This is a genomic window from Streptomyces luteolus, assembly GCF_029968015.1.
Taxonomy (GTDB): Bacteria; Actinomycetota; Actinomycetes; order Streptomycetales; family Streptomycetaceae; genus Streptomyces; species Streptomyces luteolus.
The window spans coordinates 17,236-41,080 of sequence record NZ_JASCIS010000063.1; the positions used below are offsets into that span (position 1 = coordinate 17,236).

At 70.7% G+C, this 23,845-nt stretch carries 18 protein-coding genes, 2 tRNA genes and 2 pseudogenes; 7 read left to right on the forward strand and 15 right to left on the reverse strand.

The genetic code is table 11. From position 1 onward, the window contains the following. Positions 1–7: 7 nt before the first annotated feature. Positions 8–1,171, reverse strand: a complete 1,164-nt coding sequence (locus QIT00_RS35570; protein WP_282539637.1) for a sensor histidine kinase — start codon at positions 1,169–1,171, stop codon at positions 8–10. A gap of 213 nt (positions 1,172–1,384) precedes the next feature. On the opposite strand from QIT00_RS35570, the gene QIT00_RS35575 reads away from it, so the two are divergent. Further along, positions 1,385–1,993, forward strand: a complete 609-nt coding sequence (locus QIT00_RS35575; protein ID WP_282539638.1) for a hypothetical protein — start codon at positions 1,385–1,387, stop codon at positions 1,991–1,993. 345 nt (positions 1,994–2,338) lie between these two features. Here QIT00_RS35575 and QIT00_RS35580 read toward each other — a convergent pair whose 3' ends face one another. Then, positions 2,339–4,993, reverse strand: coding sequence for a valine--tRNA ligase (locus QIT00_RS35580; protein WP_282539639.1), 2,655 nt, complete (start codon positions 4,991–4,993; stop codon positions 2,339–2,341). A gap of 135 nt (positions 4,994–5,128) precedes the next feature. Between QIT00_RS35580 and QIT00_RS35585 the strand changes: the two genes are divergently transcribed. Next, a complete protein-coding gene (locus tag QIT00_RS35585) occupies positions 5,129–6,064 on the forward strand; it encodes a hypothetical protein (protein WP_282539640.1) in 936 nt (311 codons plus the stop codon). Positions 6,065–6,154: 90 nt separating this feature from the next. On the opposite strand, the gene QIT00_RS35590 is transcribed toward QIT00_RS35585, so the two are convergent. From QIT00_RS35590 to QIT00_RS35615, 6 genes are all read right to left on the reverse strand, one after another. Continuing rightward, complete coding sequence (locus QIT00_RS35590; protein ID WP_282539641.1) at positions 6,155–6,478, reverse strand: hypothetical protein; 324 nt, start codon at positions 6,476–6,478, stop codon at positions 6,155–6,157. 101 nt (positions 6,479–6,579) lie between these two features. Further along, positions 6,580–7,866, reverse strand: coding sequence for an ATP-dependent Clp protease ATP-binding subunit ClpX (gene clpX, locus QIT00_RS35595; RefSeq protein ID WP_282539642.1), 1,287 nt, complete (start codon positions 7,864–7,866; stop codon positions 6,580–6,582). A 158-nt stretch (positions 7,867–8,024) separates the two neighbouring features. After that, positions 8,025–8,717: an ATP-dependent Clp protease proteolytic subunit gene (locus QIT00_RS35600; RefSeq protein WP_282539643.1), complete on the reverse strand. Its 693-nt coding sequence runs from the start codon at positions 8,715–8,717 to the stop codon at positions 8,025–8,027. A gap of 110 nt (positions 8,718–8,827) precedes the next feature. Next, positions 8,828–9,433, reverse strand: coding sequence for an ATP-dependent Clp protease proteolytic subunit (locus tag QIT00_RS35605; protein WP_282515113.1), 606 nt, complete (start codon positions 9,431–9,433; stop codon positions 8,828–8,830). A gap of 471 nt (positions 9,434–9,904) precedes the next feature. Next, entirely contained in the window at positions 9,905–11,275 is a 1,371-nt protein-coding gene (gene tig / locus QIT00_RS35610; protein ID WP_282539644.1) for a trigger factor, read from the reverse strand. A 292-nt stretch (positions 11,276–11,567) separates the two neighbouring features. Then, positions 11,568–11,644, reverse strand: a tRNA-Pro gene (locus tag QIT00_RS35615). A gap of 205 nt (positions 11,645–11,849) precedes the next feature. On the opposite strand from QIT00_RS35615, the gene QIT00_RS35620 reads away from it, so the two are divergent. Continuing rightward, positions 11,850–11,920: transfer RNA gene (locus tag QIT00_RS35620), tRNA-Gly, on the forward strand. Between the two features lie 123 nt (positions 11,921–12,043). On the opposite strand, the gene QIT00_RS35625 is transcribed toward QIT00_RS35620, so the two are convergent. Continuing rightward, complete coding sequence (locus tag QIT00_RS35625; protein WP_282539645.1) at positions 12,044–12,238, reverse strand: hypothetical protein; 195 nt, start codon at positions 12,236–12,238, stop codon at positions 12,044–12,046. A gap of 875 nt (positions 12,239–13,113) precedes the next feature. Between QIT00_RS35625 and QIT00_RS35630 the strand changes: the two genes are divergently transcribed. After that, positions 13,114–14,223 (forward strand): acyltransferase family protein, encoded by a 1,110-nt coding sequence (locus QIT00_RS35630; RefSeq protein WP_408909920.1) that lies wholly within the window; start codon positions 13,114–13,116, stop codon positions 14,221–14,223. A 115-nt stretch (positions 14,224–14,338) separates the two neighbouring features. Here QIT00_RS35630 and QIT00_RS35635 read toward each other — a convergent pair whose 3' ends face one another. The 3 genes and pseudogenes from QIT00_RS35635 to QIT00_RS35645 all read right to left on the reverse strand — a co-directional run bounded on the left by QIT00_RS35635 (position 14,339) and on the right by QIT00_RS35645 (position 17,581). After that, positions 14,339–15,451 (reverse strand): MinD/ParA family ATP-binding protein, encoded by a 1,113-nt coding sequence (locus QIT00_RS35635; RefSeq protein ID WP_282539647.1) that lies wholly within the window; start codon positions 15,449–15,451, stop codon positions 14,339–14,341. 397 nt (positions 15,452–15,848) lie between these two features. Then, positions 15,849–16,982: a type VII secretion integral membrane protein EccD gene (locus tag QIT00_RS35640; protein ID WP_282539648.1), complete on the reverse strand. Its 1,134-nt coding sequence runs from the start codon at positions 16,980–16,982 to the stop codon at positions 15,849–15,851. Positions 16,983–17,046: 64 nt separating this feature from the next. Beyond that, a pseudogene (locus tag QIT00_RS35645) lies at positions 17,047–17,581 on the reverse strand (HD domain-containing protein). Positions 17,582–17,818: 237 nt separating this feature from the next. On the opposite strand from QIT00_RS35645, the gene QIT00_RS35650 reads away from it, so the two are divergent. Continuing rightward, positions 17,819–18,982, forward strand: a complete 1,164-nt coding sequence (locus tag QIT00_RS35650) for a cation:proton antiporter (RefSeq protein ID WP_282539649.1) — start codon at positions 17,819–17,821, stop codon at positions 18,980–18,982. A 203-nt stretch (positions 18,983–19,185) separates the two neighbouring features. Here the strand turns inward: QIT00_RS35650 and QIT00_RS35655 are convergent, their stop codons facing one another. After that, positions 19,186–20,361 (reverse strand): PP2C family protein-serine/threonine phosphatase, encoded by a 1,176-nt coding sequence (locus QIT00_RS35655; RefSeq protein WP_282539650.1) that lies wholly within the window; start codon positions 20,359–20,361, stop codon positions 19,186–19,188. Positions 20,362–20,502: 141 nt separating this feature from the next. Here QIT00_RS35655 and QIT00_RS35660 point away from each other — a divergent pair. Then, positions 20,503–21,779 (forward strand): annotated as a pseudogene (locus tag QIT00_RS35660) (GNAT family N-acetyltransferase). Positions 21,780–21,804: 25 nt separating this feature from the next. Here QIT00_RS35660 and QIT00_RS35665 read toward each other — a convergent pair. Further along, positions 21,805–22,629 carry an Fpg/Nei family DNA glycosylase gene (locus QIT00_RS35665; protein WP_282539651.1) on the reverse strand — a complete coding sequence of 275 codons (825 nt, stop codon included), beginning with the start codon at positions 22,627–22,629 and terminating at the stop codon, positions 21,805–21,807. A gap of 185 nt (positions 22,630–22,814) precedes the next feature. Beyond that, on the reverse strand, positions 22,815–23,303 hold the full coding sequence (locus QIT00_RS35670; protein ID WP_282539652.1) for a ribose-5-phosphate isomerase: 489 nt from the start codon (positions 23,301–23,303) through the stop codon (positions 22,815–22,817). Between the two features lie 164 nt (positions 23,304–23,467). Here QIT00_RS35670 and QIT00_RS35675 point away from each other — a divergent pair. Continuing rightward, positions 23,468–23,845, forward strand: a 378-nt coding sequence (locus QIT00_RS35675; protein WP_282539653.1) for an amino acid permease, incomplete at its 3' end; no start/stop codon positions are given.

Sequence of the window (23,845 nt, forward strand, 5' to 3'; positions counted from 1 at the left end):
GGTCGCCTCAGAGCCCGGCGCCGGCCGGCAGCTCCGCAAGCACCTCGTACGTGCCGTCCCCGCGCCCCGCCTCGAAAGTCCCGCCGACGCTCCGCACCCGCTCCGCCATCCCGGCCGTGCCCGTCCCCGCCGACACCGGCGCGCGGCCGGGCCCCGAGGCGGGCAGGACGTTGCTGACGGCGATACGGGCGCTGCCGTCGCCGATGCCGACGCGGACGGTGACGGGCTCGCCCGGCGCGTGCTTCGCGGCGTTGGTCAGGCACTCCTGGACCACTCGGTAGACGGCCGCCTGGCGCAGCGGCGAGAGCCGGAACGCCGCGTCGTCCACGTCGAGGTCGACCGCGCTGCCCGCCCGTGCGCTCTGCTCCGCGAGTGCGGTCAGGCCGTCGAGTCCGGGCGTGGGAGCGCCGTCGGCGCCGCGCTGCACGATGATCTCGTTGAGCACCCGGTGGGCCCGGCGCGCGGTCTCCGACAGTTCCTCGAAGTCCTGCGCGTACGCCTCGCCGCGCGCCCTGCGGGCCAGCACCTCCGAGCGCACCGTGAGCAGCGTCAACTCCCGCCCCACGAAGTCGTGCACGTCCCCCGCGACCCGCGACCGCTCACTCTGCACCGCTTCGAGCACGGCGGTCGTGGCGCGCTGCTTCTCCAGGGCGCGCACCAGGTCCTGCCGGTTCGCCGCGATGCCGACGCCGACGGCGAGCGCCCCGACCGGCACGACCAGGGACAGGAACTCGGCGACCGACCCGGCCCTGCTCACCGGCCACCCCGGCAGGTTGAACAGCGCGTACGCGACCACGGCGTACAGCACTCCCGCCGCCACCCCGGCCCGCCTGCCCCAGAACCTGGCGACGGAGTACAGCGCGAACTGGACGAGGGTCAGCTCGTGCAGCCACCCGAGCAGCCCGAGCCCCACGGCGTACGCGAGCCACGGCGCCCGGCGCCGCACGAGCAGCGTCGACGCGCTCGCGGTCAGGACGAGCCCGGCCTGCAGGCGCGTGTCGAGGGAGTTGTCGGCCGCGGCGAGGCCCGGCACGTCGAGCGCCATCACGGCCAGGCAGCTGAGCGCGGTCAGCACGTCGAGCGCACGCGGCCGGTCCGCCGAGCGCCGGACGAGGCGGCTCCCGAGGGCCGCCCATCCGCTGAGCGCCTCCAGGGCGGACCGTATGTGCATGTCTTCCATCATCCGGGGTCGTTCGGCCCGATTCATGGGACTTCCGTCCTGAATCACGTGATGTACGGCACCACAGGCGCATCCTGAGCCCCACAGGCGCCTCCTGAGCCCCACAGGAGCCTCCTGAGCCCCACTGGCCCGTTCCGGGGACCGGCCGCACGGGCCACGGCGCGGTTTGCCGGAGCTGCCGCGCGGCGGGGGTGCAATCGGTGCATGTGGTACGCCCAGAACTCCGGCCGCAGAGTGCGGCAGCTGCTCGGCGACACCGCGGTCCTGCTGTGGACCGCGGCGTGGGCCGCGGCCGCGATGATCGCGTATCGGCTCGCGCAGCACGTCGCGCGCCCCGTGACGACCCCCTCGGCGCACGGCCGCGGCTCGGGCTCCGGCCTCGGCCGCTTCGGCCGGTCCGCCGCCGACATGCCCCTGGTCGGCGAGCGGTTGGACGCCGCGCTGCGCGGAGTCGCGGGCGCCGGTGACCGGTTCGACGGCGGGCAGGCGGTCGCCCAGGGGCTCGCCGCGGGCGGCGCCGTCCTCGTCTTCCTGGTCCCCGTCGGGCTCGTCCTCGTGCTGTGGCTGCCGCGCCGGCTGCGCTGGATCCGGCAGGCGGCCGCCGCGTACGAGCTTGCCGCCTCCGAGGACGGGCGCGAACTCCTCGCCCTGCGCGCCCTGATGCGCCCCCTGGACGAGGTGTCCCGTACGGCGAAGACCCTGGAGGACGCGACCCCGGGCAGCCTCGCCGAGGGCTGGCGCGAGGGCGACCCGGAGACCCTGGACGCCCTCGCGGACGCGGAGTTGGTCCGCCTCGGCCTGCGGACCGCCTAGGGCCCGTCTCTCCGATCTTTGCGGATCAGCCCGCGGCGTCGAGGGGGTACCTCCCTGCTCTGGGGGCACCTCCCGGCCGGAGGCTGGGGGAGGAGCCGAGAGCTTGGGGGAGGGTGCATCGGCGTGCGCCCGGATCGCCCTCGTACTGGACGTACTTGGGTGATTCGGGCGTGCGGCGAGGTGCCGTGCCTGGGGGCACCTCCCGGCCGGAGGCTGGGGGAGTCGCGGGCCCGCAAAGATCGGGGAGACGGGCCCTGGCAGCCGGGAGGCCCGTACGCGCGAAGGCCCCGGACCGTGACGTGACGGTTCCGGGGCCTTCGTACGGCCGTGACGGCCGGGCACGCGTTACGCCGCGGGCAGCGCGTCCAGCTGGCCCTTGATGCGCTCGATGTCGGCCTCGGCCTTGCTGAGCCGGCCGCGGATCTTGTCCACGACCTGGTCGGGGGCCTTGGCCAGGAACGCCTCGTTGGTGAGCTTGGCGTTGGCGGCCGTGATCTCCTTCTCGGCCGCCGCCAGGTCCTTGGCGAGGCGCTTGCGCTCGGCGGCGACGTCGATCGTGCCGGAGAGGTCGAGCGCGACCGTGGCACCGGAGACCGGCAGCGTCGCCGTGGCGGCGAAGCCCTCGCCCTCCGGCTGCAGGCGGAGCAGCTGGCGGATGGCCGCCTCGTGCGGCGCGAGCGCCGTGCCGTCCAGGGTGAGCCGGGCCGGGACCTTCTGGCCGGGCTGCAGGCCCTGGTCGGAACGGAACCGGCGGACCTCGGTGATGACCTGCTGGAGCGTCTCGATCTCCCGCTCGGCGGCCTCGTCCCGGAAGCCGCCCGGGGCGTCAGCCCCAGGAACGGACACAGCGGTCGGCCAGTCGGCGATCACCAGGGACTCGTTGCCCGTGAGCGTCGTCCACAGCGTCTCCGTGACGAACGGGACGACCGGGTGCAGCAGCTTCAGCGTGACGTCCAGGACCTCACCGAGGACGCGCTTGGTGTCCTCGGCGGCCTGACCGCCCTCCTGGAACGTGGTCTTCGTCAACTCGACGTACCAGTCGAAGACTTCGTCCCAGGCGAAGTGGAACAGCGCGTCCGAGAGCTTCGCGAACTGGTAGTCCTCGTAGTACGCGTCCACCTCGGCGACGACCGAGTTGAGCCGCGACAGGATCCACCGGTCGGTCGCCGACAGGCGCTCGGCGGGCGGGAGTTCACCTTCGACCGTGGCGCCGTTCATCAGCGCGAAGCGGGTGGCGTTCCAGATCTTGTTGGCGAAGTTGCGCGAGCCCTGGACCCAGTCCTCGCCGATCGGGACGTCCACGCCCGGGTTGGCGCCGCGGGCCAGGGTGAACCGCAGGGCGTCCGAGCCGTACTTGTCCATCCAGTCGAGCGGGTTGACCGCGTTGCCGAAGGACTTCGACATCTTCTTGCCGAACTGGTCGCGGACCATGCCGTGCAGCACGATCGTGTGGAACGGCGGGGTGCCGTCCATCGCGTACAGGCCGAACATCATCATCCGGGCGACCCAGAAGAACAGGATGTCGTACCCGGTGACCAGGACGGAGTTCGGATAGAACTTCTCGAGCGACTCGGTCTGTTCGGGCCAGCCGAGCGTGGAGAACGGCCACAGGCCCGACGAGAACCAGGTGTCCAGGACGTCGGTGTCCTGCGTCCAGCCCTCGCCCGTCGGCTCCTCGTCGTCCGGGCCTAGGCAGACGACCTCGCCGTTCGGCCCGTACCAGACGGGGATGCGGTGGCCCCACCACAACTGCCGCGAGATGCACCAGTCGTGGAGGTTGTCGACCCAGTCGAAGTACCGCTTCTCCATCTCCTGCGGGTGGACCTTGACCTTGCCGTCGCGGACCGCGTCACCGGCGGCCTTCGCGAGCGGGCCGACCTTGACCCACCACTGCATGGACAGGCGCGGCTCGACGGTCGTCTTGCAGCGCGAGCAGTGGCCCACCGAGTGGGTGTACGGCCGCTTCTCGGCGACGATCCGGCCCTCGGCGCGCAGCGCGCCGACGATCGCGGAGCGGGCCTCCAGGCGGTCGAGGCCCTGGAACGGGCCGTGCGCGGTGATGACGGCGTGCTCGTCCATGACCGCGATGTTGGGCAGGTCGTGACGCTGGCCGATCTCGAAGTCGTTCGGGTCGTGGGCCGGGGTGACCTTGACGGCGCCGGTGCCGAACTCCGGGTCGACGTGCGTGTCCGCGACGACCGGGATCGAGCGGTCGGTCAGCGGCAGCTTGATCCGCTTGCCGATGAGGTGCGCGTACCGCTCGTCGTCCGGGTGGACCGCGACGGCGGTGTCGCCGAGCATCGTCTCGGCACGCGTGGTGGCGACGACGAGCGTCTCCTCACCCTCGCCGTACTTGACCGAGACGAGCTCGCCCTCGTCGTCCTGGTACTCCACCTCGATGTCCGAGATGGCCGTCAGACAGCGCGGGCACCAGTTGATGATGCGCTCGGCGCGGTAGATCAACTCGTCGTCGTACAGCTTCTTGAAGAGGGTCTTGACCGCCTGGGACAGGCCCTCGTCCATGGTGAAGCGCTCACGGTCCCAGTCCACGCCGTCGCCGAGGCGGCGCATCTGGCCGGAGATCTGGCCGCCGGACTCGTTCTTCCACTGCCAGACGCGCTCGACGAACGCCTCCCGGCCCAGGTCGTGGCGGGACTTGCCCTCCTTGGCGAGCTCGCGCTCCACGACGTTCTGCGTGGCGATGCCCGCGTGGTCCATGCCGGGCTGCCACAGCGTCTCGAAGCCCTGCATGCGCTTGCGGCGCGTCAACGCGTCGATGAGCGTGTGCTCGAAGGCGTGCCCCAGGTGCAGGCTGCCCGTGACGTTCGGCGGGGGGATGACGACGGTGTACGGCGGCTTCTCGCTCTTGGCGTCGGCGGCGAAGTAACCGCGGTCTACCCAGCGCTCGTACAACGGCCCCTCTACCTCGGCCGGAGCGTAGGTCTTCGGCAGTTCGGGCTCGGGGACGCTGCTGTTCTGATGCTGAGTGTTCTCGGTCACGACGGACAGTTTAGAGCCGTCACGGTCCCGTACCGAAACCAGATTCCTTGGTAACGGTGTGACCCCCGGCGCCCCGCTCCGCGGCGCCTTCGGTCAGGATGTTGGATACGCATAAGTTCTGGAGGGGACAGAGGAATGAGCTACAACCAGCCGGGCCCGTACGGCGGCCAGCCCCAGCAGCCCGGACCGTACGGTCAGCCGGGTCAGCCGCAGCAGCCGGGCCCCTACGGCCAGCAGCCGCAGGCGCCGCAGCCCGGCTACGGCTACCCGCAGCAGGCCCCCCAGGGCGTCCCGCCGCAGCAGGGCTACGGCTACCCGCAGCAGCAGGCGCCCGGCCCGTACGGCCAGCAGCCCCCGTACGGCCAGGTCCCGCCCCCGCCGCAGGGCGGTGGCGGCGGCAAGAAGGCGGGCATCATCATCGCCGCGGTCGTGGCGGTCGCACTGGTCGCGGGCGGCGTGTGGTTCTTCACGTCGGACAGCGGCGGTGGCAGCGATGTCGCCGACGACGGCAAGACGTACGAGCTGACGACCCCGGCGACGCTGCTCGGTGAGTACAAGAAGAAGGCGGGCACCGAGTCCGGCGGTCAGGTCCGGGACGCGGAGAAGTGGGGCCTGAAGAACGGCAAGGAGGTCGGCTCGCAGTACGAGTCGAAGGACGAGAGCAACCCGATGGCGACGAAGTTGATCCAGTTCAACGGCGCCTACGGCGAGATCGAGGACCCCGAGGCCTTCCTCGACGCCGGCTTCGCGGGCATGAAGGAGGAGGCTGGCAAGAACCCGTCGCAGGGCAAGATGATCGGCGAGCCGCAGGAGATGAACCCCGCCGGGTTCGAGGGCGGCGTCATGAAGTGCCAGGAGGCCGAGATCAACATGGGCGCGGCCCTCGGCTCCGACTCCGGCAACTCCAAGCCGATCACGATGCCGATGTGCCTGTGGGCCGACCACAGCACCTTCGCTCTCGTCGTCACGACGGACACCCAGGCGATCCTGTCCGGCAAGAGCATGTCCATCGACGAGGCGGCCGCCACCACCGCCAAGGTCCGCGATGAGGTCCGCGTCGAGGCCAAGTGAGTCGCACCACGCAACAGAGGGGGTTCCCGGCCGGTCGGCCGGGAACCCCCTCCGCCTTTCGGCCGACCCCGAGGCGTCGAGAGCTCAGCCTCAGCGGCCGGCCAGGGCACACGCCGTGTCGGCGTGCGCGGACCTGACACCGAGACTCGTGAGCTTCTTGTAACAGGCCCTGAACTCAGTGGGATTCGACCCCGTCCGGCAGGCGCTCGTCACGCCTTTCCCCACGACGTAGCCTCGGTCTTCGAGGTAGAAGAGGCAGCTGGGGATGTCTGCCGCGGCGGGCGATGCGGTGGCCACCGGAGTCACGCCGGCCGCGATCGCCAGCCCCATCGCAGCGAGCACTCGCCTCTTCTTCAGCGATTTCACGTTCGTTCCCTCCCGTTTTCCGAGCCTGGTCAGCGGCAATACGATCATGAAGGGCTCAGAGGACCAAGCCCCATTCACGATCTGACCGAAAAGAAGGGGCCCGGCCAGAACAACTGGCCGGGCCCCTTCTCCGTTCAGGCAGCGGAGCGTCACGCGCTCTTCTCGTGGCGTCCGTCGTTCTTGCCCACGATGCGCGGGACCAGCGTCGGGTTGACGTTGGAGTGGACGACGTCCGGGGTGATGACGACGCGGGCCACGTCCTTGCGGGACGGGACTTCGTACATCACCGACTGGAGGACCTCCTCCATGATGGCGCGCAGGCCGCGGGCGCCGGTCTGGCGCAGGATCGCCTGGTCGGCGATGGCCTCCAGGGCCTCGCGCTCGAAGTCCAGCTCCACGCCGTCGAGTTCGAAGAGGCGCTGGTACTGCTTCACCAGCGCGTTGCGCGGCTCGACCAGGATCTGCAGCAGGGCCTCGCGGTCGAGGTTGTGGACCGACGTGATGACCGGGAGGCGGCCGATGAACTCGGGGATCATCCCGAACTTCACCAGGTCCTCGGGCATGACGTCCTCGAACTGGTCCTTCTCCTCCAGCTCCCGCTTGGAGTGGATCGTCGCGCCGAAGCCGATGCCCTTGGCGCCCGCCCGGCCCTCGATGATCTTCTCCAGACCTGCGAAGGCTCCGCCCACGATGAACAGCACGTTCGTCGTGTCGATCTGGATGAACTCCTGGTGCGGGTGCTTACGGCCGCCCTGCGGCGGGACCGAGGCCGTCGTGCCCTCAAGGATCTTGAGGAGGGCCTGCTGCACGCCTTCGCCGGAGACGTCACGCGTGATCGACGGGTTCTCTGACTTGCGAGCCACCTTGTCGATCTCGTCGATGTAGATGATGCCGGTCTCGGCCTTCTTGACGTCGTAGTCCGCGGCCTGGATCAGCTTCAGGAGGATGTTCTCTACGTCCTCGCCGACATAGCCCGCCTCGGTCAGCGCCGTGGCGTCCGCGATCGCGAACGGGACGTTCAGCATCCGGGCCAGGGTCTGGGCGAGGAGGGTCTTGCCCGAGCCGGTGGGGCCGAGCAGCAGGATGTTGGACTTCGCCAACTCGATGGCGTCGTCGCGCCCTTGGGCCCCGCCGTTCTCTCCGGCCTGGACCCGCTTGTAGTGGTTGTACACCGCGACCGAGAGGGCCTTCTTGGCCGATTCCTGACCTACGACGTAACCCTCGAGGAACTCGTAGATCTCGCGAGGCTTGGGGAGTTCCTCCCACCGGACCTCACTGGTCTCCGCCAGCTCTTCCTCGATGATCTCGTTGCAGAGGTCGATGCACTCGTCGCAGATGTACACACCGGGGCCTGCGATGAGCTTCTTGACCTGCTTCTGACTCTTTCCGCAGAACGAGCACTTGAGCAGATCGCCGCCGTCACCGATGCGTGCCACGAGGTGCTTCCCCTTCGCCTGGGAGACGCCCGTGAAGACGGCTCCTGGTGCCTCATATCCGACGGTACCTTGCCGGGCCCCCCGTTCGGGCCCCCCTTGGCGCGGTTCACTTCTTCCGCCAACCGCGCCAAGGGGCTGCAGATACTGCTGTGCTCGGGTCAGGCGACCGACGCGTTCATCTTGCGCGTCGAGATGATCTGGTCGATCAGGCCGTACGACAGCGCGTCCTCGGCAGTGAGGATCTTGTCGCGCTCGATGTCGTCGCGGATCTTGTCGATCGGCGTCGTCGAGTGCTTGGCCAGCATCTCCTCCAGCTGCGAACGCATGCGGAGGATCTCGTTCGCGGCGATCTCCAGGTCGGAGACCTGACCGCGGCCGGTCTCGCTGTACGGCTGGTGGATCAGCACGCGCGCGTTCGGCAGGGCCATGCGCTTGCCGGGCGTACCGGCGGCGAGCAGGACCGCGGCGGCCGAGGCGGCCTGGCCCATGCAGACCGTCTGGATGTCCGGCTTCACGAACTGCATCGTGTCGTAGATCGCGGTGAGCGCCGTGAAGGAGCCGCCGGGGCTGTTGATGTAGACCGAGATGTCCCGGTCCGGGTCCATCGACTCCAGGCACAGGAGCTGCGCCATGACGTCGTTGGCGGAGGCGTCGTCGATCTGCACGCCGAGGAAGATCACGCGCTCCTCGAACAGCTTCGCGTACGGGTCGTACTCACGCACGCCCTGCGAGGTGCGCTCGACGAAGCGCGGGATGACGTACCGGGACTCGGCGCTCGGGCCGGTGTACTGGCCGGCGGCCTGCTCGGCGCGCACGCGGTCGTAGAGGCCGCTGCCGGGGAAATCGTTCACTGGGGTTCTCCTGGAGTGAGCTGGGTCGGCTGGGGGCGAGGGGCTGCTGTCACGCCCCCGCCGTCCGTCCGGCGGCAGGCGGGGGTGTGGCAGCAGCCCCTCAGGGGCGCTCAGGCCCCGGTGCCGCCGCCGCCCGGCATTCCGGCGGCCGTGGGCATGATGTCGTCGATGAGGCCGTACTCCTTGGCCTCCTGCGGGTCGAACCAGCGGTCGCGGTCCGAGTCGCGGGTCACCTGCTCGACGGTCTGGCCGGTGTGGAAGGCCGTCAGCTCGGCCATCTTCTTCTTGGTCAGCAGCAGCCGCTCGGCGTGGATCTTGATGTCCGACGCGGAACCCGCGAGGCCCGCGGACGGCTGGTGGATCAGGATCTCGGCGTTCGGCAGGGCGAAGCGCTTGCCGGGGGTGCCCGCGCTGAGCAGGAACTGGCCCATGGAGGCGGCCATGCCCATGGCGATCGTCACCACGTCGTTCTTGATGTACTGCATGGTGTCGTAGATCGCCATGCCGGCCGTGATCGAGCCACCGGGGCTGTTGATGTAAAGGAAGATGTCCTTTTCCGGGTCGGCGGCCAGGAGCAGCAGCTGCGCGGTGATCTTGTTGGCAATGTCGTCGTCGACCGGCTGACCGAGGAAGATGATCCGCTCGTTGAGCAGCCGGTTGTAGACCTGGTCGCCGAGGCCACCACCGATGGAGGGCTCGCCGGCGGCGGAGGGCATCAGATTCGTCACGTATCCACCTGCTCGTCTTGCGACGGCGCCGGGCCGTCTCACGTCTTCTGCGGGCCAGGAGCCTCTTTCGGGGACTCCCCTGCCCTCGTAGTTATGGACCCTAACGCGCGGGTCCCTTCGGGGAATCCCGGAGAGGGAACTGTTCGCTGTGAGCGCAGGTTCCTCGCAGGGGCGGTCAGGGGTACGCGCGGGGTGCCCCGTCAGGGGCGGTCGGGGGTACGCGCCGGGTGCCCCGTCAGGGGCGGTCGGGGGTACGCGCCGGGTGCCCCGTCAGGGGCGCGGGGAACTGCGCGACCAGCCCGCGACGGGCCGCGGCCGCCGTAGGACAGACCGTGGCAGACGCGTCTGCGGCTCGTGGGGGCTGAGCGCGCAGTCCCCCGCGCCCCCGACGGGGACGCGTGAGCCCCCGGAACCTGCCAGGTTCCGGGGGCTCAGTACCGCTTATGCAGAGCGCGAAGCTCAGGCCTCGGACTTGGCCTCGTCCGCCTCGACGGTCTCGCCGCCCTCGGAGGCCTCCTCCTCGTCCGAGAGGTCGACGACCTCACCATTCGTGTCCTTGACCGTGGCGGCCTCGACGACGACCGCGAGGGCCTTGCCGCGGGCGACCTCGCCGACCAGCATCGGGACCTGGCCGCCCTCGACGACGGCCTGGGCGAACTGGTCGGGGGACATGCCGGAGGACTGGGCGCGCCGCATGAGGTGCTCGGTGAGCTCCTCCTGGTTGACGTTCAGCTTCTCCTTGTTGACCAGCTCGTCGAGGACGAACTGGGTCTTGATGCCCTTGACGGCCTGCTCGCGGGTCTCGGCTTCGAAGTCCTCGGCCGACTTGCCCTGGATCTCCAGGTACTTGGCGAGGTCGAGGCCCATCTGCGCGAGCTGGTGGTTCTCGAGGTTGTGCTTACGGGTGTGGACCTCGTCCTCGAGCAGCTTCTCGGGGACGGGCACCTCGACCAGCTCGAGCAGCTTCTCCAGGACGCGCTCCTGGGCCTGCGTGGCCTGGTCGTACTGCTTCATGTTCTCGAGGCGCTTGCGGCTGTCCGCCTTGAGCTCGTCCAGGGTGTCGAACTCGGAGGCCAGCTGCGCGAACTCGTCGTCGAGCTCGGGCAGTTCGCGCGCGGCGACCTGCGTGACCTTGACGGTGACCTCGGCGTCCTTGCCCTCGGCGGAGCCGCCCTTGAGCTGCGAGGTGAAGGTGGCCTCGCCGCCGCTCTCCAGACCGGTGACGGCCTCGTCGATGCCGTCGAGGAGCTCGCCGGAGCCGATGGTGTACGAGACACCGCCCGCGACGCCGTCCTCGAGGACCTCGCCCTCGACCTTGGCCTCCAGGTCGATGGTGAGCACGTCACCCTCGGCGGCGGCGCGCTCGACCGGGGTCGTGGACGCGAAGCGCTCGCGGAGCTGCTCCACGGACTTCTCGACGTCCTCGTCGGTGACCTCGACCGCGTCGACCTCGACCTCGATGCCGGAGTAGTCCGGGATCTCGATCTCGGGGCGGATGTCGACCTCGGCGGTGAAGTTCAGCGTCTCGCCGTCCTTCAGCTCCGTGATGTCGACCTCGGGCTGGCCGAGGACGTTGAGCTCGGCCTCGTTGACCGCCTCGGTGTAGAACTTCGGCAGCGCGTCGTTGACCGCCTCTTCGAGGACCGCACCGCGGCCGAAGCGCTGGTCGATGACGCGCGCGGGGATCTTGCCCTTGCGGAAGCCCTTGACCGTGACCTGCTGGTTGATCTTCTTGTACGCCGCGTCGAGGCTGTCCTTGAGCTCCTCGAAGGGCACCTCGACAGTGAGCCGAACCCGGGTCGGGTTCAGGGTCTCCACGGCGCTCTTCACGGTTCGGTCTCCTTGGTGGCTGACTTCTTGGGTTCTGCTGGGCCTGGCCCCGCCGCGACTGGGCGGTGGGAGGGCTTCAGCGGATTGGGTCGCCCGGGAGAACTTCATCAGACGTGAGACACACGGGCGCGCAGCTTGCATAGTAACCGCAGCAGGTACGCGCCCCAAAAGGCGATCTTGACGGACCGCGCCGAGCGGCCCCCGTACCCGTACGACAGCGAAGAACCACCGGGTTCCATGGCGGGCCACGGGGAACGTCGGAGAACGTCGGAAACGCCGAGGGAATCAGTGCTGGTCGGGGTGGCGGGATTTGAACCCACGGCCTTCCGCTCCCAAAGCGGACGCGCTACCAAGCTGCGCCACACCCCGTCGGTGCGACACGTAGGGTACATGCCCGCCGAGCATGCGGCTCCCGCATTGTTCATGGGGGTACGGAGGGGGCTTCGAAGGGGATTCGCGGGGGCGCGGGAGGGGTTTCGCGGGGACCTCGGAAGGATGGGGTGTGCGCCGCGGGGGGCCGACCCGCTACGATGCTCTTCGTACCGCGGTCGGCGTGACCTGCGGTGCGGTGCTTGCGGGCGTAGCTCAATGGTAGAGCCCTAGTCTTCCAAACTAGCTACGCGGGTTCGATTCCCGTCGCCCGCTCTGTGGCCTCCGGCCCGGTCCGTTTCGCGCGAGAGCGCAGACACGGACCGGGCCGGAGGCTTTTTCGCGTGCGCGGGCGGACACCGCGGCCGACGGGCTCGGGCGGAACCGGATGCCCGGGCGTCAGAACTGGATGGAGTTGAGGGTCTCCGCTATCGAGTCCAGGAAGCGTTGGATGTCGTCGGCCATGCCGGTCGAGGCCAGGAAGAAGCCGAAGAGTATGGCGACGACCGCAGGCCCCGCCTTGAGCGAGCCCCCGCGGATCAGCACCACAAGAATGATCGCCAACAGCAGCACCACAGACAGCGAAATCGCCACATTGATCACACCCTAGGTCGGTCCGCACTCCCGCTCGGAGGCACGCACCCCGCACGCCCCCGCCAGAACCATCGTGCCACCAACGGGCCCTGGCTATGCGGCGGGTGAGACATCGTTGGCCAATGACGAGCACGTCCGTACGGCCCCGCGCGGCACCGGCGCACCACCGGGGCGCACGCACGCAACTGTGGCACCTGGGACGCCGGGCGCCGGAAGTCCGCGGTGTGGCCGGAATTCGGCGTTGGAGACGGCCGCGGATTTCGGCTTGATCGTTTCCCTGTGCGACAGCGGTCACACCCCCGCGCATACCTCGGCTGTGACGGCGCACACGTATCCCACTTCCGGGAGTTGTTCTGCGCGTTCGCAGGGAATTCGAATTGTCGGTGCCGCCACATCGCCTCGATTGATCCCCGGGCTCCGCGACGGTGTGGGCAAGTTCTCGCGGTGGTCCGGTGGTTGAGGGAATCGCGTAATTGAAGCGGGACATTTCACCGGAGTCGCCTGCGGACGATATGCCCCGATCAATCCGGATCAAGAAGGACACAACGGGCGTACATTCAGGCCGCATTGGTGAGATGGATCTCCCTGCGAAGCCTGTGAAGTCCCTATGAGTGAGGGCATGAGGGCGGCATGTGAGGGTACTCGGACAGGCATAAGCGGATATCGCGCCGGTAGTCCGCAGACGTTTTACGAAAACACTCGTCCGCCGCTAGGGTGCATCAGATGTTCCACGCTGCCTCCTCCACCTCCGAAGGCGCAGTGCGGTCACGGATCGACTTCCCGAGTACGTGGCGGGAGGGCCTGTGACGAATTCGCTGCGCCCGGGTGGCCACCAGAGAAACCCGCTGCCCCCGGCCGGGGAATCGGCATCCGCTGTGCCGAACCCGCGGCCGTCGCAGGGCGGAACAGACGCGTCCGCCGACGCGAGCACGCGGACCGCGCCCGGCGCGAAGCCCGCGAAACAGCGTGACGCCTTCTTCGACAACGCGAAGTACTTGGCCATTGTGCTGGTCGCGATGGGGCACTCATGGGAGCCGCTGACAGACGGAAGCCGCGCCGCCGAGGCGCTGTACATGACCGTCTACACGTTCCACATGCCGGCCTTCATCCTGATCTCCGGCTATTTCTCGCGCAGTTTCGACATGCGCGCGGACCGGCTCAAGCGCCTGGTGACGGGTGTGCTCGTGCCGTTCGTGATCTTCGAGGTCGCGTACACCTTCTTCAAGAGGTGGGCGGACGACGATCCGACGCAGCCGATCAGCCTGCTCGACCCCTGGTACCTGACCTGGTTCCTGGCCGCGCTGTTCGTCTGGCGGATGACCACTCCGCTGTGGAAGCTGGTGCGCTGGCCGATTCCGCTGTCGATCGCGATCGCCGTGCTCGCCTCGGTCTCGCCCGACATCGGCGACGACCTCGATCTGCAGCGCGTCCTGCAGTTCCTGCCGTTCTTCGTCATCGGCCTGTTCATGAAGCCGGAGCACTTCCAGCTCGTGCGGCGTCGTGAGGTCAAGCTGCTCTCGATCCCGGTCTTCGCGTGCGCGCTGCTGCTCGCGTACTGGGCCGGGCCGCGGATGACGTCGGCGTGGTTCTACCACCGCGACAGCGCGCAGGAGTTGGGGGCGCCGTGGTGGAGCGGTGTCGTGATGACGCTCGCGCTGCTCGGCTGCTCGCTGGTCCTCGTCGCCTGCTTCTTCGCCTGGGTTCCCAAACGGAAGATGTGGTTCACGATCCTTGGCGCGGGCACGCTGTACGGCTACCTGCTGCACGGCTTCCTCGCCAAGGGCTCCCGCTTCTGGGGCTGGTTCGACGACTACGAGTGGCTGCACAAGCCACTCGGCGAGATCTTCGTGACCGTGGTCGCGGCGGCGGTCGTCACAGTTCTGTGCACCCCGCCGGTGCAGCGGGCGTTCCGCTTCGCGATGGAGCCGAGGATGGAGTGGGCGTTCAAGCGGGACGCGGCGGCGGTTGCGCGGTCGCGTCGGTAGGTCTTAAGGAGGACGACCCGCACCGTTGTCCGGGGCTCGGCACCTGGGGGCTGCGCCCCCAGACCCCCGCTTCATCGGCCTGCGGCCTCGTCCTCAAACGCCGGACGGGCTGGATTTACGGTCGCCTGAGCGACAGCGCCAGCGCCTCCGCCGCAACCTGTGTGACCGCCTCGCGGGTCGAGTGGGCGAGCAGTTCTGTGCTGATCTCGCCGCCGGCCGCGAGGTGGCGGTCGTACGGCAGGAGATGTACGGCCGCTCCCGTGGCGCGCAGCTTCTCGACCGCCTTGTCCACGTCGAGGCCCCCGTGCGGCACGGCCTCCGTGAGGACGACGACCGTGCCCGCGACGACCTGCCGGGGCAGGCCCGACATCCACTTCAGTACGGAGTGGGTGCTGGCCACGCCCTCGAACGTGGCGGGGGCGACCAGGACCCGGGAGTGGGCGGCGGAGAGCGCCGTGCGGGCCACCTCTGCGGGCAGGGTCTCGCAGTCCACGACGGTCACGCCGAAGTAGCGGCGCAGCGCCACCATGGCCTTCTCGTACGCCTTGGTGTCGAGCATCGCGCCGACCTCGCCCTTGCTGCCCGGCAACAGCCAGGCGTTGTCGGGGAGTTGGACGAGGTAGCCGGTGACGTCGAGCAGGGACATGGACGGTTCGAGCATCCCGGCGAGGTCGCGCACCGTCCAGCGCAGCGACTCGGCGCCGAGCCGGAACGGCAGGGTGCCGAGTGCCGGGTCGGCCTCCACGAGCAGCACCGGGTCGTGCCGGTAGTGCGCGTAGGTCCGGCCGAGCAGCGCGGCGACCGTGGACTTGCCCGCGCCGCCCCGGATCGAGGTGACGGCGATCTGCCGCCCCGTGGCCACCGGCTGCTGCAGCGTCTCGGCGGTACGGGAGGCCTCGGCGACCTCGCGCGCCGCCGACGAGGAGACGGTGCGGCGCACGGCCCGCAGGGCGCGGCCGACGAGCGGTTCGCCGTGCCGCGGCTTGCGCCGGGTTCCGGCGAGCGAGTCGTCCACGACCGGCAGCGAGCTGAACGTGCCGGGCGCGGGGGCCGCGCCGGGCGGGGCGTACGGGGACCGCGGCGGGGCCTGCGGGGGCGCGGCGGGCGGCTGGGTCTGCTGTTCGACTGCCGTGGGGCGGCCGAGCGGGGGCGCGGCGGAGAGGTCCGGGGCGGAGGAGGGCACCGGTACGGACGGGATGACGGCTGTCACCTCTTCCGGAGCGGGCATCGATGAGGGCACCGAACCGTCGGGCCGCGCGGGCGGAAGCGGTACTGAGACCCCTTCGGGGACGACGTCCCTGAGTACGGCGGTCGGGGCGTCGGGAAGCGGCACGGCCGGGGCGGGAGCCGGGGCGGGAGCCTGCGCAGGCGCCGGTGCCGGACTCGGGGCAGGGGTCGGTGCGGGAGTCGGCTCCGCGAAGTCGTCGAGGAGCGGAGGAGCATCGGCGGTGCGGGTACCGGTGCCCGCTCCCGTTCCCGTTCCCGTTCCCGTACCCCCACTGTCCGTGGCCTTCGCCAAGGACGGGCCGGGCGAGCCCGCACCGTGTACCGCCTCCGGGCCCGTGTGGTGCTCGGGCCGGTCCTGGTCTCCGTTCGGCATCATGTCCCTCTCCCCTGCTGCCCGTTCAGGATCCGCCGAGCAGGTGCGCGTACACACCGAAGACTCCGACCGTGAGCGGCAACAGGCCGACCACTCCGATCGATTCGACCAGGTCGGCCGCGCGCCGCAGCCGCTGCGCGAGCGGCGGCGCGGGCTGCAGGACGAGGGCGAGCAGCGGCAGGGCCGCGGCCAGGCCGAGCAGCAGGAGCGGGCCCGGCCCGTCCGTGCCGCGCAGCCAGAGCTCCGCGAGCCGTACGACGAGTACGGCGGCGGCCGCGAACACCGCGACGACCTCGACGGCCAGCGGGAACGCCCGTGCCCTGGCGAGGAGTACGACGGCGGTGACCGCGGTGGCCAGGACCGTCCACGGCGTGGGCGCGGCCGAGGTGAGCAGCCAGCCCGCGGCCGCCGCCGAGGCCGCCGTGAGGACGGTGGCGGCGACGAGGCCGCGGTGGGTGTCGGCGAGCGCGTCGGCGACATGGTGGCGGCTGACCGAACTGCCCGCCGCGCGCCGGTCGTCGATGGCCGTCAGGCCGGTGGCGCGCAGCGCGATCCGGGGCAGCAGGCCGAGCAGGACGAGCGAGGCGAGCGCGAGCAGGGCGCCGAGCCGGGCCGGTGCGCCGTCGACGGCGAGCGCGGCCAGTTCCCACAGCGCGGTGAGCGCCACGGCGGCGCCCGCGCCGACGAGCCCGGCGCGGGCGAACGGCGTGCACAGCCCGAGCAGCAGCAGGCCGAGCGCGACGGCGGCCGCAGTGACGGCGAGCCGGGCCGCGCCGGGCAGCGCGTGCGCGTCGGCCGCGGTCCAGGCACCGGCCACGGCGAACAGGGCGGCGATCACAAGGAGTACGGCCGCGAGCCCGCGGTTGCCGCGGCCCGCGACGGACGCGGGGGCGCCCCTGTCGGTCCTGGCGGCGAGCGCGCCGACAGCGGCGACGACGAGTGCGCTGCCCAGCAGTCCGTACGCCACCGGGCCCGCCGGGTAGGCGGCGCGGGCGAACTGCGTGGTCACGGCGGCGAGGAGGAGTGCGGCGGCGGCCGCGACCGGGCGGCGCGCGGCGGGCCGCCAGCGCCAGGTCCGCAGGTCGAGCCGCCCGGCCGCCGCGGTCATGTCGTCGTGCGGCTCCGCCGAGGCGCCCACCCCACCCACCACGTTCACCACGCGCGGGAACCTCTCATCGCCAACCTCTTTGCCCTGCTGTGTAGTTGAGTCCTGGCGCCGTTCGTCATGCGTCGTCCCCGAGTCCGAGCAGGCCGCGCATCTCCGCGTACTTGCGGGTCAGCCGTCCCCCAAGCTCTCGACTGCGCTCGAGCAGGGAGGTACCCCCATCGCGTCGGCTCGTCCAGGGCGGCGAGCCGGGCCGGATCGGCATTGTGCGCGAGATCGGCGGTTTTGACGAGGGTGGCGCCGGGAGTCGCGAGGATGCGGTCGGCGTAGCCTCGCGGGTTCTCGCCGGGGCGTTTGGTGAGGGCCAGGACGATCTGTTTCGTACGGGCCGTGAGCGGGGCGTCGGCCAGCCACTGCTCGGTGAGGGCCGCGTCCTCGATCGCGTCGTGCAGCCAGGCCGCGGCGATCTGTTCGTCGTCGCCCCCTCGGACGCGCACTCCCTCGGCGACGGCGGCGAGATGCTCGGCGTACGGCCGTCCCGCCTTGTCGGTCTGCGTGGCGTGGGCGTCCCGGGCGAGGGCCTCGACCTCGGTGAGGCTCAGCCTCCGACGCGGCTGCTGCCGCTGCTGCTGCCGCTGCTGCTGCCGCTCCATCCGTGCCCCCTCCCGCCGCGGATCCTGCCGCGCTTCCCTGCCCGGCATTCTCCCGTACGCGAGCGGAGGCCCCGGCACCGGACCCTCAGTTTCGCCTTCAATCGTTTGGTAACCTAATTATTGACGCTTTCTTGACGCGCCCTTTGCTTGCCGAAGGGGCGTCACGTATGCCCACCCGACCGCGCACGACCTGACTCGGAGGTACGGCCCATCGGACACGCGGACACCCTGATAGCCATGGGCGGCGCCTTCCTCGCCGCCGCAGTCCTCGCCCGCCTCGGCGGCCGGATCGGACTGCCCACCATTCCCCTCTTCATCCTGGCCGGGATCCTCCTCGGCCCGCACACCCCCGGCTGGGTGCTGCTGTCCGACCCGCACGACCTGGAGATGCTCTCGGCGCTCGGCCTGGTGCTGCTGCTCTTCTACCTCGGCCTCGAGTTCCACATGGACGACCTCAAGGCGGGCGGCCGCAAGATGGCCCTCGCCGGCGGGGCCTACCTCGTGCTGAACGTCGGCGCGGGCCTGGGCTTCGGATTCGCCCTCGGCTGGGGCACCTCCGAGGCGCTGGTTCTCGCCGGGGTGCTCGGCATCTCGTCCTCGGCGATCGTCACCAAGGTCCTGGTGGACACGGGTCGGCTCGGCAACCCGGAGACCAAGCCGATCCTCGGGATCATCGTGGTCGAGGACGTCTTCCTCGCCCTCTACCTGGCCGCGCTCCAGCCCATCCTGTCCGGCGCCGACAGCCTCTCGTCGGCCCTGATGGACGGCGGCAAGGCCTTCGGCTTCCTGCTGCTGCTCGCGCTGGCCGCGCGGTTCGGTACGAAGCTGGTCGGCCGGCTCATCAACACCCCGGACGACGAGCTGCTCGTCATCTCCTTCCTCGGCGCGGCCGTCTTCCTCGCCGGTGTCTCCGAGTGGTTCGGGGTCGCGGACGCGATCGGCGCGTTCATGGTCGGCCTGATGCTCGGCTCCACCAGCTCCGGCGAACGCATCCGGAAGCTGGTCCATCCGCTGCGGGACGCGTTCGGCGCGATCTTCTTCTTCGCCTTCGGCCTCTCCATCGACCCCGGCGACCTGCCGGTGGTGCTGTGGCCGGTGCTCGCCGCGGTTGCGCTGACGCTGTTGATGAACGTGCTTGCGGGGCTGGCGGCGGCGAAGGTGTACGACTTCGGGGCCGGGCCCGCCGCGAACATCTCGACGACGCTGCTCGCGCGAGGGGAGTTCGCGCTGATCCTCGCCACGATGGCCGCTGCCGCGGGTCTGGACGAGCGGCTGTCGCCGTTCATCGCGGGGTACGTGTTGCTGCTCGCGGTTCTCGGGCCCCTTGCGGCGGGGCGGTCGCCTGTCCGGCGGGGGGTTCCCGTGGGGGCGGTGGAGGAGCGGGTCGGCGCCGGGGTGTGAGTCGTACGCGCCGTAGGGGTTCGGTGTCGTCGCCGGGTGCGGCCCGGTGGTCCGTCCTCGCGCAGTTCCCCGCGCCCCTGAGCGATGCGGCTGCGCCGCCGCTCATCGAGGAAGGCGCGGCGCAGCCGCAGGCCTTCAGGGGCGCGGGGAACTGCGCGACCGGCCCAGGACGGCCCGCACCCGGCAGCGGTGAACGGGAAAACTCACGCGTCCCGGCAGAGCAGCAGCAGCGCCCGGTCGTCGTTGACGTCCTTCGCCACCGCCTCGATCAGGTGCCACGCCGCCCCGTGAAAGCCCCCGGCAACGTAGCGGTCGGCCTCGCCGGTCAGGCGGTCGATGCCCTCGGAGAGGTCGCGCTCGGCGGTCTCCACCAGGCCGTCGGTGAACAGCATCAGCACGTCGCCGGGGCCGAGCCGCCCCTTCACCGGGTCGAACTGCGCCCCGTCGTACACCCCGAGCAGCGGGCCCTCGGCGGACTTCTCCTCCCAGCGGCCGGTGCCGGCGTGCAGCTGGACGGCGGGCGGGTGGCCCGCGGAGAGGAGCTCGTAGTCCCCGGAGTCCAGGTCGAGGGCGAGGTGGATGGAGGTCGCGAAGCCCTCGTCCCAGTCCTGGCGGAGCAGATAGCCGTTGGCGGCGGGCAGGAACGCGTGCGGCGGCAGCGAGCCGAGCAGTCCGCCGAAGGCACCGGAGAGCAGCAGCGCACGGGAGCCCGCGTCCATGCCCTTGCCGGAGACGTCGGTGAGGACGACCTCAAGCGTGCGCCCGCCGCTCGTGCGCGCGGCGACCACGAAGTCACCGGAGAACGACTGGCCGCCCGCGGGCCGCAGCGCCATCTCGCGGTGCCAGCCGGGCGGCAGCCCCGGCAGCTTGCTCTGGGTCTTGATCCGCTCGCGCAGGTCGAACAGCATCGTGCCGCCGCGCCGCCACGGCACCCCGACCCGGCTGCGGAACTGCGCGATGACCAGGCCGAAGAAGCCGCAGGCCGCCACGGTCAGGACGACGCCGGGCGTGACCCGCGAGGCGCCCTCGGTGTACGGGCCGAGCTGCACCGACTCGACGATCAGGGCTCCGGCGGCCGCCGCGTACAGGCCGAGCAGGCTGGCCGGGCGGAGCAGCAGGCCGCCCGCGACGATCGGCAGGACGAGCAGGGCGGGCGAGAACCAGACCGGAATCGCGAGCGTGCCGAGGGCGATCACCGGGATGGTGAGGAGCAGCCCGGCCAGGGCGATCCAGTCGGAGCCGTCGCCGCGGAAGTAGTCGACCCCGGATTTGCGCAGCGCGATGCGGGCCCGGTGCAGACGCTTGCGCAACCGGGCCGGGAACGTCTCCGCTGCCGCGCGCCGCTCGGGGTCGCGGCGGCTCCGATGTCGTACCGCCATTGCTCGCGGACTCTATACAGGCTTTCTGGAGATGCGCACGGGAGGTACCGGTTGTCCCTCTGTCGAGCGGGACGAACGGCCCGGACGTGACGGCAGAAATCCCCTCGCCCTCACTCGACGGGGGTTGATAGGGATGGGCCCATGACGACGGATGTACGCGTACTGCAGCCCGACGACTGGGAGCGCTGGTTCAGCGGTCTGGAGCTCGCCTTCGGGGGAGTGCGGTGGCCCGATGAGGTGCGCGCCTTTGACCGTGACGTCACCGAGTTCGAGCGCTCCCTCGGCGTCTGGGAGGGGGACGGGGACGGGGTCGTCGGTACTGCGGGGGCGTTCTCGTTCCGGATGACCGTGCCGGGCGGCGCGGCCGTGCGCACGGCGGGCGTCACGATGGTCGGCGTCGCGCCCACGCACCGGCGGCGCGGCATCCTGACGTCGATGATGCGGCGCCAGCTCGACGACATACGCGCCCTGGGCGAGCCTCCCCCAAGTTCTCGACTGCGCTCGAACAGGGGGGACCCCCATCCGTACTCACCGCGTCCGAGGCCGCGATCTACGGCCGGTTCGGGTACGGCGTCGCGACGCAGCGCCTCGGCGCCCGCATCCGGACCGATCAGGTACGCCTCCAACTCCCGCCCGGAACCGATGAGTTCACGCTCCGGCTCGCCGAACCGGCGGACGTCCTCGACCGGTGCGAGGCGGTGTACGCGCGGCAGGCGGCGGCGCGACCCGGGATGCTCGTGCGGCGGCCCGGCTGGGAGCGGCACGGAGTGATCGACCCGGCGCAGGAGCGGGCGGGCGGTTCGGCGCTGCAGTGCGTGCTCGCCGAGCGCGGCGGCGAGGTGCTCGGGTATGCCCGGTATCGCCTGAAGCCGGAGTGGGAGGGCGCGGGTGTTCCGGCCGGGGTGGTCACGGTGGAGGACCTGGAGGCGCCGGAGCCCGGCGCGTACGCCGCGCTGTGCCGGTACCTCTTCGACCTGGACCTGATGTCGACGGTGGCGATGCGCAACCGCCCCGCCGACGACGCCTGGCAGCACCTCGTCTCCGACATCCGCCGCTGCTCGGTGGCGCTGCGGGACGGCCTGTTCCTGCGGCCGGTGGAGGTGGGCGCGGCCCTGGAGGCGCGGACGTACGCCACGGACGTGGATGTCGTCCTGGATGTCTCCGACCCGTTCTGCCCCTGGAACACCGGCCGTTGGCGGCTGTCCGGCGGGCCGAAGGGCGCCGTCTGCGCGCGCACCGACGACCCGGCCGATCTCACCTTGTCCGTACGGGAGTTGGGGACGGTCTACCTCGGCGGGTTCTCCCTGGCCGCTCTCGCGGCGGCGGGCCGGGTGCGGGAGGAGCGGCGCGGCGCGCTCGCCGAGGCCTCGCTCGCGTTCTCCGGCACGGTGGCGCCGTGGCTGCCGCACGGCTTCTGAACGAGCCCGTCCCGTACGGGAGTTGTCACCGGCCTCGCTGGCAGTCCGGGCACCAGAACAGATTGCGGGCGGCGAGATCGGCGGTGCGGATCTCGCCGCCACAGATGTGGCAGGACTGGTTCGCCCTGCGGTAGACGTACACCTCACCGCCGTGGTCGTCGACCCTCGGCGGGCGGCCCATCGCCTCCGGCGTGTGCTCGGGGCGGACGGTGTCGATGCGGTTGTGCCGCACCCCCTCCCGCATCAGCCCGACCAGATCGTCCCAGATCGCGGTCCACTCGTCGTACGCGAGGTCCTTGCCGGGGCGGTACGGGTCGATGCCGTGCCGGAAGAGGACTTCCGCGCGGTAGACGTTGCCGACGCCCGCGATGACCTTCTGGTCCATGAGCAGCGCGGCGACGGTGCTGCGGGAGCGGGAGATCCGCTGCCACGCCTTGTCCGGGTCGTTCGTGGTGCCGTCGACGGGGCGCAGCGGGTCGGGGCCGAGGCGCTCGTGTATCGCCTGCTTCTCGGCGTCCGTGATCAGCGCGCAGGTCGTGGGCCCGCGCAGATCCGCGTACGCGGTGGGGCCGACGAGGCGGAGGCGGACGGTGTCCGTGGGCGGCGGGGCGGGCACGTCGCCGAAGTTCAGCTTGCCGAAGAGGCCGAGGTGGATGTGGACGTGGCCGGCCGGGCCGAAGCCGAGGAAGAGGTGCTTGCCGTGGGCGTCGGCGGTGTCCAGCGACTGGCCGTCGAGGAGGGCCGCGGCGTCGCTGAACTTGCCCTGGGGGCTGGTTGCGCGGACCTGCCGGTCGAGGAAGCGGTCTCGGTGGTCGGCGGCGAGGCGGTGGATCGTGTGCCCTTCCGGCACGGGGGGTCTCCTCCGGAGGTTTCGTGATGCGGTGCGGGTCCGTCGCACGGGGGCCAGCCCCCGGACCCCCGCTCCTCAAACGCCGGAGGGGCTGAATTTTGCGGCCTTGGCCGGCAAATCCAGCCCGTCCGGCGTTTGAGGACGAGCCCGGAGGGCGATCGACGGTGCCCGAGTCGACCTCGGACTTACGGCTGCTGCGGGTGGTGCGCCGGAACGGGGGGCAGCTCGCCCGTGGTCTCGTAAGCCGAGAGCATCTCGATGCGGCGCGTGTGGCGCTCCTCGTCGGAGTACGGGGTCGACAAGAAGATCTCCACGAACTTCGTCGCCTCGTCGAGGGTGTGCATGCGGCCGCCGATCGACACCACGTTGGCGTTGTTGTGCTCACGGCCGAGCGCGGCGGTCTGCTCGCTCCAGGCGAGGGCGCAGCGGACGCCCTTGACCTTGTTCGCGGCGATCTGCTCGCCGTTGCCGGAGCCGCCGATCACGATGCCGAGGGAGTCCGGGTCCGCGGCCGTCCGCTCGGCGGCGCGGAGGCAGAACGGCGGGTAGTCGTCCTGGGCGTCGTAGATGTGGGGGCCGCAGTCCACGGGCTCGTGCCCATGGGCCTTGAGCCACTCGACGAGGTGGTTCTTGAGTTCATAGCCGGCATGATCCGAGCCGAGGTACACGCGCATGCGTCTGAGTGTGGCACGGCCGGGGAGGGTGGGGCCGCCCCGGGTCGTCGCCCCGCCTCGGGACCGGGGTGGTCCTTGCAACGAATCGGAATCAGGTCTTCCGTATATCCGACTAAGAGGTTTGAATGCATGGGCTCGTAACCCGAGAACTTAAGGATTCGTCCATGACCTCGCAACCGTCCCTTGCGAAGCAAGACAGCCCTTCCGCACCCCCGGAAGAGGCTCCGTCCGGTGACGGCCTGAAGGCGGGGCTCAAGAACCGCCACCTTTCCATGATCGCTATCGGTGGTGTGATCGGAGCCGGGCTCTTCGTCGGTTCCAGTGCCGGTATCGCGGCGGCCGGTCCCGCCATCCTCGTCTCGTACGCGCTCGTCGGCGTGATGGTCGTGCTCGTGATGCGGATGCTGGGGGAGATGGCCGCGGCGAATCCGACGTCGGGCTCGTTCTCCGAGTACGCCGACCGGGCGCTGGGCCGGTGGGCCGGGTTCTCCATCGGCTGGCTGTACTGGTTCTTCTGGGTCGTCGTCCTCGCCGTCGAGGCG

What these genes read in the sequence shown, in the direction of transcription:
- QIT00_RS35570 (WP_282539637.1), bottom strand. Translation starts at nt 1,171, where the DNA reads ATGCACATACGGTCCGCCCTGGAGGCGCTCAGCGGATGGGCGGCCCTC.
- QIT00_RS35575 (WP_282539638.1), top strand. Translation starts at nt 1,385, where the DNA reads ATGTGGTACGCCCAGAACTCCGGCCGCAGAGTGCGGCAGCTGCTCGGC.
- QIT00_RS35585 (WP_282539640.1), top strand. Translation starts at nt 5,129, where the DNA reads ATGAGCTACAACCAGCCGGGCCCGTACGGCGGCCAGCCCCAGCAGCCC.
- QIT00_RS35590 (WP_282539641.1), bottom strand. Translation starts at nt 6,478, where the DNA reads ATGATCGTATTGCCGCTGACCAGGCTCGGAAAACGGGAGGGAACGAAC.
- QIT00_RS35605 (WP_282515113.1), bottom strand. Translation starts at nt 9,433, where the DNA reads ATGCCCTCCGCCGCCGGCGAGCCCTCCATCGGTGGTGGCCTCGGCGAC.
- QIT00_RS35635 (WP_282539647.1), bottom strand. Translation starts at nt 15,451, where the DNA reads ATGCCCGCTCCGGAAGAGGTGACAGCCGTCATCCCGTCCGTACCGGTG.
- QIT00_RS35650 (WP_282539649.1), top strand. Translation starts at nt 17,819, where the DNA reads ATGGGCGGCGCCTTCCTCGCCGCCGCAGTCCTCGCCCGCCTCGGCGGC.
- QIT00_RS35655 (WP_282539650.1), bottom strand. Translation starts at nt 20,361, where the DNA reads ATGGCGGTACGACATCGGAGCCGCCGCGACCCCGAGCGGCGCGCGGCA.
- QIT00_RS35670 (WP_282539652.1), bottom strand. Translation starts at nt 23,303, where the DNA reads ATGCGCGTGTACCTCGGCTCGGATCATGCCGGCTATGAACTCAAGAAC.